This window comes from Microbacterium sp., assembly GCF_029263575.1.
Classification (GTDB): Bacteria; Actinomycetota; Actinomycetes; order Actinomycetales; family Microbacteriaceae; genus Microbacterium.
The window spans coordinates 1-6,725 of the sequence record NZ_JAJUFV010000151.1 but is presented as its reverse complement, the minus strand read 5'-3'; the positions used below and the strand labels follow the sequence as shown (position 1 = coordinate 6,725).

At 66.4% G+C, this 6,725-nt stretch carries 5 protein-coding genes; 2 read left to right on the top strand and 3 right to left on the bottom strand.

Annotation, left to right across the window (positions count from 1 at the left end; translation table 11 throughout):
* Nucleotides 1-255: 255 nt before the first annotated feature.
* Nucleotides 256-1,557, top strand: coding sequence for a Na+/H+ antiporter NhaA (gene nhaA / locus Q1J95_RS13040; RefSeq protein ID WP_300268228.1), 1,302 nt, complete (start codon nucleotides 256-258; stop codon nucleotides 1,555-1,557).
* A gap of 10 nt (nucleotides 1,558-1,567) precedes the next feature.
* Here nhaA and Q1J95_RS13035 read toward each other — a convergent pair whose 3' ends face one another.
* Nucleotides 1,568-3,091 carry a SulP family inorganic anion transporter gene (locus tag Q1J95_RS13035; RefSeq protein ID WP_300268226.1) on the bottom strand — a complete coding sequence of 508 codons (1,524 nt, stop codon included), beginning with the start codon at nucleotides 3,089-3,091 and terminating at the stop codon, nucleotides 1,568-1,570.
* A gap of 159 nt (nucleotides 3,092-3,250) precedes the next feature.
* Here Q1J95_RS13035 and Q1J95_RS13030 point away from each other — a divergent pair, with 159 nt between their 5' ends.
* Nucleotides 3,251-3,622, top strand: coding sequence for a MerR family transcriptional regulator (locus Q1J95_RS13030; RefSeq protein WP_300268225.1), 372 nt, complete (start codon nucleotides 3,251-3,253; stop codon nucleotides 3,620-3,622).
* A gap of 36 nt (nucleotides 3,623-3,658) precedes the next feature.
* Here the strand turns inward: Q1J95_RS13030 and Q1J95_RS13025 are convergent, their stop codons facing one another.
* Together Q1J95_RS13025 and Q1J95_RS13020 are read right to left on the bottom strand one after the other, a co-directional pair.
* On the bottom strand, nucleotides 3,659-5,899 hold the full coding sequence (locus Q1J95_RS13025) for a glycoside hydrolase family 3 N-terminal domain-containing protein (protein WP_300268223.1): 2,241 nt from the start codon (nucleotides 5,897-5,899) through the stop codon (nucleotides 3,659-3,661).
* Nucleotides 5,899-6,725 (bottom strand): ABC transporter permease (locus tag Q1J95_RS13020; RefSeq protein WP_300268222.1); only part of this gene is annotated, 827 nt, incomplete at its 5' end. The genes Q1J95_RS13025 and Q1J95_RS13020, both read right to left, overlap by 1 nt.

Genomic DNA, 6,725 nt, shown 5'->3' with positions numbered 1-6,725 from the left:
GCCGCCGGGTCTCCTCGCCCCGCCCGGTCCGGCCCCGGGCCCGGGGCCGTCGAGCCCCCTTCTTACTGCCGAAACCCGCCGTCTTGGACACGTTGCTGAGACGGGGTCTCGACGACAAGACGGGGTCCCGACGACAAGACGGGGTCCCGGCGCGCAGAGAGCAGGGGCGGGGAACGAGCGCGGGCTGCGGTAAAATAACACCGGAGTGTCGGGAAGCCTGGTCGACGATTCGTCTCGTCGACCAGAAAGCACCGCATGAAACGGCCCACTCCCCTTGCCCGCATCCGCAACATCTTCCCCTCGACCTCGCGTGCAGAATCGCTCCGCGTCGCTGAGATCCTGCGTAAGGAGTCCGTCGGCGGCATCCTTCTCGTAGCGCTGGCCGCGCTGGCGCTGCTATGGGCGAACTCGCCGTGGGCGGATGCCTATTTCGCGCTGAGGGACTTCGAGATCGGCTATGAGCCCTGGCATCTGCGACTCAGCATCGGCGCATGGGCAGCCGATGGTCTGCTCGCGATCTTCTTCTTCCTGGTCGGGCTGGAGCTCAAGCGCGAATTCGTCTCCGGCGATCTGCGGAGATTCTCCACTGCCGTGGTGCCGATCACGGCAGCGGTCGGCGGTGTGATCGTCCCCGCCGTGATCTATCTTGCGATCGTCGCCGGTTCAGCCGAAGCGTCCCGCGGATGGGCGATCCCGACGGCCACGGACATCGCGTTCGCTGTCGCCGTGCTCGCCGTGATCGGCTCGCACCTGCCCAGCGCGCTGCGAATCTTCCTGCTGACTCTCGCGGTCGTCGACGACCTGATCGCGATCGGCATTATCGCGATCTTCTACACCGACGAGATCAACGTGCTCCCTCTCTTCCTCGCGCTCGCCGCGATCGCGATCTACGGCGTGATCGCCCAGCGGTACCGAGCCTTCTTTCACCTGCGACCGACGGCGGCGTGGCTCATCCTGCTTCCCATCGGCGTGGTCGCCTGGGCGCTGATCCATGCCTCCGGAATTCACGCGACGATCGCCGGCGTGCTGCTGGGCTTCACGATCCCGGTGCTGCACAGCAGAGCGGATCGCTCGCCGGATGCCGGACCCGGACTCGCCGAGATCTTCGAACACCGGTTCCGGCCGCTGTCTGCCGGAGTGGCCGTGCCGATCTTCGCGTTCTTCTCCGCCGGGGTCGCGATCGGCGGCGGTGAGGGCTTCGTCTCGGCGTTCGCCGACCCCGTGGTGGTCGCCATCGTGCTCGCGCTCGTGGTCGGCAAACCGCTGGGCATCACACTGGCCACCTGGGCGATCACCCGCGTGCGGCGCATCGACCTCGATCCGAATCTGCGATGGATCGACATCATCGGAGTCGGGCTTCTCGCGGGCATCGGCTTCACCGTCTCACTCCTGGTGGCAGAGCTGAGCTTCAACATCGAGAGCGCGCACCATGACCACGCGAAGGTCGCGATCTTATCGGCATCCGTCATCGCGGCGATCATCGCATCCATGCTGCTCGGCGTGCGCAATCGGCGGTACCGGCGACTGGCCGACAGCGAAGAAGCCGGCCACGAATGACCTGCGGCCGTCAGTGACCGGCGCCGAGACCTCCGCTCAGCTTCGTGTGCAGCTCGGTCGTCGCCTGATTCATCCCCTCGAGAGTGACGTGCTTGCCCCGTTGCTCGTACTTGGTCACGATTGCGTCGAGAGCGGCGACGGTCGACGCGTCCCAGATGTGCGAGCGCGACATGTCGATGATCACGCGTTCGGGGTCGTGGGTGTACTCGAACTGCGTCGTGAGGTCGTTGCTCGAGGCGAAGAACAGCTCGCCGTCGACCGTGTAACGAACTGTCGGCACCTGCTCGTCTCTGTCGATGCGACGGGTGACGCTGGCGAAGTGGGCGACGCGACGGGCGAACAGCACCATCGCCGCCAGCACCCCCACGCCGACGCCGATCGCGAGGTTGTTGGTCAGCACGGTCGCCACGACGGTGATGAGCATGACGAACGTCTCACTCTTCGGCATCCGCTTGAGCGTCGCCAGACGGATACTGTGCCAGTCGAAGGTGAGGATGGACACGACGATCATGACGGCCACGAGCGCCGCCATCGGGATGATCGCGACGACGTCGCCGAGCGCGAGCACGAGGATCAGCAGGAAAACTCCGGCCAGGAAGGTCGAAATGCGCGTGCGGGCGCCCGAAGCCTTGACATTGATCATCGTCTGACCGATCATCGCGCAGCCGCCCATACCGCCGAAGGCACCCGAGAGGATGTTGGCGATTCCCTGACCGAAGGTCTCGCGCGTCTTGCGCGAGTGCGTGTCGGTGATGTCGTCGACGAGCTTCGCCGTCATGAGCGACTCGAGGATGCCGACGATGGCCATCGCCGTGGCGAAGGGGAGAATGATCGACAGCGTCTCCCACGTCAGCGGAACGTTCGGGATGAACAACTCGGGCAGGCTCTCGGGCAGTTCGCCCTGATCCCCGACCGTGGGCACGTTCAGACCGAACACCACCGCCGCCCCGGTCAGGAGCACGATCGCGACCAGCGGCGCAGGAATCACCTTGGTGATGCGCGGCATCAGGAACATGATGCCCAGTCCGGCAGCGACGAGCACGTAGACGAGCCACGGCACGTCGACCAGATGCACGAGCTGCGAGATGAAGATGAGGATCGCCAGTGCGTTGACGAAACCGACCATGACGCTGCGGGGAATGAACCGCATCAGCTTCGCCACGCCGAGTGCGGCGAACACGATCTGGATGAGGCCGCCGAGGAGGACGGTAGCGATGAGGTAGTCCATCCCGTACTCGCGGGCGACGGGAGCGATGACAAGAGCGATGGCGCCCGTCGCCGCGGTGATCATGGCGGGCCGGCCGCCGACGAAGGCGATGGCCACCGCCATCACGAACGACGAGAACAGACCCACACGGGGATCGACTCCGGCGATGAGCGAGAACGCGATCGCCTCGGGGATGAGAGCGATCGCGACGACGAGTCCGGCGAGCACCTCGCGGGTCAGCAGCCGCGGACTGCGCAGCGCCTGGAAGACCGTCGGCTCGATGCGGTAACGCTCTTTCGGATCGTGAACAGGGACGACGTCGGTCATGGCGCTCCAGATGGCTCGGATGGGCAGAGATGTTCAGCGCGCCTGTGCGCCGGGCCGACAGCATCGGCGGGAGAGAATAGGTGGATGCATCGCGAAGGGCGATTGCGTCAGACTCTACCGTAACGTGAGAGTCGACCGGAAATCGGACGAGGAGCTTCCATGGGCAACCCCAGCACGATGCACATCGGTGAGGTCGCCGAACGAACTTCGCTGTCGCTTCGCACGCTCCGCCACTACGACGACATCGACCTGGTCACCCCGTCCGGACGAACCGACGGCGGCTTCCGCCTCTACACGGAAGAGGATGTCGCCCGCATCATGCTCATCAGACGCATGAAACCGCTCGGCTACACCCTGGAGCAGATGCGAGATGTCCTCGCCGTATTCGACGCCCTTAGCCGCGATCCCGCCTCCGCTGCGGACCGTGAGGCTCTCATCGGCATTCGGAATACCGCCGAGCAGCGTCGCGAGCAGCTGATCAGCCAGGTTGCCATGGCGGACGAGTTCCTCGACCAGCTCACGCGCCTGTGAGGACAGACCAGGTGGCCGCGACGGCCACCGGCGGATTCAGGCGACCGTGAACCCTGCGCTCAGCAGCACCTCTTCCCGTGACGAGGGCCCGATCAGCAGCTCGAACTCGCCCGGTTCGACGATGCGGTCTCCCGCGGCGTCCACGATGGTGCAGTCGGCGACCGGAAGCTCGATGCGAACACGCGCCGACTCTCCGGGAGTCAGCGTCACCTGCTGGTAGCCCTTGAGCTCCTTGTCGGTCCAGCTCACGCTCGTCACCCGATCGCGCACATACACCTGCACCGTCTCGATCGTCTCGCGCTGGCCCGTATTGGTCACCGACACGTGTGCGACGATGCGATCGGATGCCGCGAGCGCCGTCTCGTCGAGCGCGAGGTCGCTGTACTCCACCGTCGTATACGAGAGCCCCTCGCCGAATGCCCACGCCGGCGACTGAGTCAGATCGGCGTACCGGTCACCGTGCTGGCCGCGGATCTGGTTGTAGTACGTAGGCTGCTGCCCGGCGTGCCGGGCGAAGGAGATGGGCAGTCGCCCGGTCGGTTCGATCTGACCGGTCAACAACTCGGCGATCGCACGACCACCCTGCATGCCCGGGTTCGCGACCCACAGCACGGCGGCCGCCTCGTGCACGGATGCCGGCAGCACCTGCGGCTTCGACGCCATCAGCACCACGACCACGGGCGTGCCGGTGGCGATCACGGCATCCAGCAGGGCGTTCTGTCCGCCGAGCAGCTCGAGCGTCGCGGTCGACTTTCCCTCGCCGACGAGCTCGATGCGATCGCCGACGACAACCACGGCGGCGTCAGCCGATTCGGCAGCGGCCACAGCCTCGGCGATCTGCGCCTCATCGGGCTCGCACGGGGTCACGATGGGTGGCCGCGGCTGTCCGTCCGGCCAGGTCGCACCGGCCGGGTCGGGCGTGAGCGTGAGGATGTCGGCGCCCGGGGAGTACACGACCTCCCACGGCGCGACCTCGCGCAGGCCGTCGAGCACGGTGCTGATCATCTCCCGCGGCTGCCCGTCCAGCCAGCCGGCCTGCCCGGATCCGCCGGCCCAATCGCCGAGCTGCGTCTGCGCGTCGTCGGCAAGCGGACCGAGAACGGCGACGCGCCGTGTCTTCGTCGGCGCCAGCGGCAGCAGCCCGTCGTTCTCGAGCAGCACGAGCGAGCGGCGCGTGATCTCGAGGTTGAGGTCGGCATGTTCGTCGCTTCCGACGATCTGCTCCACACCATCGACGGGAACGCGCGGATCTTCGAACAGCCCCAGCTCGAACTTCAGGGTCAGGATGCGCGCGACAGCGACATCGAAGGCGTCATCGGCGAGCAGGCCCTGGGCGACAGCATCCAATGCCCCTTCGAAGAAGGTGGGCGTGTTCATGATCATGTCGTTGCCGGCGGTGACGGCCGCGGCGGCGGCGTGCGCGATGTCGGGCTGCACGTGCTGTTCCCACACCATGCGTCCGACGTTGTCCCAGTCGGTGATGAGCGTGCCGGTATAGTTCCACTCGCCGCGCAGCACGTCGCTGAGCAGCCAGTCGTTGGTCGTGATCGGCACGCCATCCATGGTCTGGTAGCCGAGCATGAACGAGCGGCACCCCTCACGGGCCACGCGCTCGAACGGCGGAAGAAACCAGCTGCGCAGCTTCCGCCGTGAGATGTCGGCCTCGCTGGCGTCGCGTCCGCCCTGCGTCTCGGAGTAACCGGCGAAGTGCTTGGCGGTGGCGAGGATCGCCGTCGGATCCTGCAGGCCGTCGCCCTGGTAGCCGCGCACCATCGCCGAGGCGAGCTCACCGATGAGGAAGGGATCCTCGCCAAACGTTTCATTCACCCGGCCCCAACGCAGGTCGCGCGCGATGCAGAGGACGGGCGAGAACGTCCAGTGGATGCCGGTGGCCGCCACCTCGACAGCCGTCGCCCGTGCGACGCGCTCGACCAGGGGTGCGTTCCACGATGCCGCCATCCCCAACTGGGTCGGGTAGATCGTCGCCCCCGGCCAGAACGAGTGTCCGTGAATGCAGTCTTCCCCGACCAGCAGGGGGATACGCAGACGGGTACGCGCCGTCAGCTGATTCGCCTGCACGATGCGCTCGGGAGAGGTGTGCAGAATCGACCCGACCATACGGCGCAGCACGTGGTCTTCGAGATCGTCGCGCGCGTCGAGCTGCAGCATCTGACCGATCTTCTCTTCCAGCGTCATGCGGCCGAGCAGGTCGGCGACGCGGTCGGGGATCGGCAGCGCTGCATCCAGGTAGGCCAGCGTCAGGGTTTCAGAGGTCATCACTTCTTTTTCTCGTTCTGGGGGTGCGCGACGTTCGTGGAACGCACGGCGGTGACGGCCTCGTTGACGTCGAGGCCCTTCTTCTTCATGGCGCGCGCTCGTTCTCCGGCTGAACGCAGACGCGGGTTGACATACTCATCGATGCCGAAGTTGATGAGCGACAGGGCGACGCCGATCGCGGCGATGCAGAGTCCGGGCGGCATGTACCACCACCACTGGTTCTGACCGAACGCTCCCTGGGCCGACGCCCAGTTCAGGATCGTGCCCCAGTTGTAGGTCGTCACCGGGATCACACCGATATACGACAGCGTCGTCAGGCCCAGGATCGCGGCGGTAACGGTGCCGACGAAGCTCGCGGCGATCAGCGCCATGAGGTTCGGCAGCATCTCACGCGTGATGATGCGACCGAGCGGCTCACCGTTCGCGCGCGCCGCTTGCACGAAGTCGCGGTTGCGCAGCGACATGGTCTGCGCACGCAGCACACGAGCACCCCACGCCCAGCCGGTGATGCCGAGCACCGCGGCGATCAGCACGAGCGGGGGGTCCTCGAACATCGCCGCGACGATGATGATCAGCGGGAGCCCGGGGATCACGAGGAACACGTTCGTCAGCGCAGACAGCGCCTCGCTCTTCCAGCCGGAGAGGTAACCGGCGATCACCCCGACCGTGATGGCGATCACGGTCGCGATGGCAGCGGCGAGGAAGCCGACCACGACGACACCGCGGGTGCCGTGGATGACCTGGCTGAGCACATCTTCACCGATGTGCGTCGTACCCAGCCAATGCTCGGCCGAGGGTGGCTGCAGCCGCGCGGTGTAGTCGATCT

Excerpts from the sequence above, each read along its gene's own strand:
- nhaA (WP_300268228.1), top strand. The coding sequence starts at position 256 with ATGAAACGGCCCACTCCCCTTGCCCGCATCCGCAACATCTTCCCCTCG.
- Q1J95_RS13030 (WP_300268225.1), top strand. The coding sequence starts at position 3,251 with ATGGGCAACCCCAGCACGATGCACATCGGTGAGGTCGCCGAACGAACT.
- Q1J95_RS13035 (WP_300268226.1), bottom strand. The coding sequence starts at position 3,091 with ATGACCGACGTCGTCCCTGTTCACGATCCGAAAGAGCGTTACCGCATC.
- Q1J95_RS13025 (WP_300268223.1), bottom strand. The coding sequence starts at position 5,899 with ATGACCTCTGAAACCCTGACGCTGGCCTACCTGGATGCAGCGCTGCCG.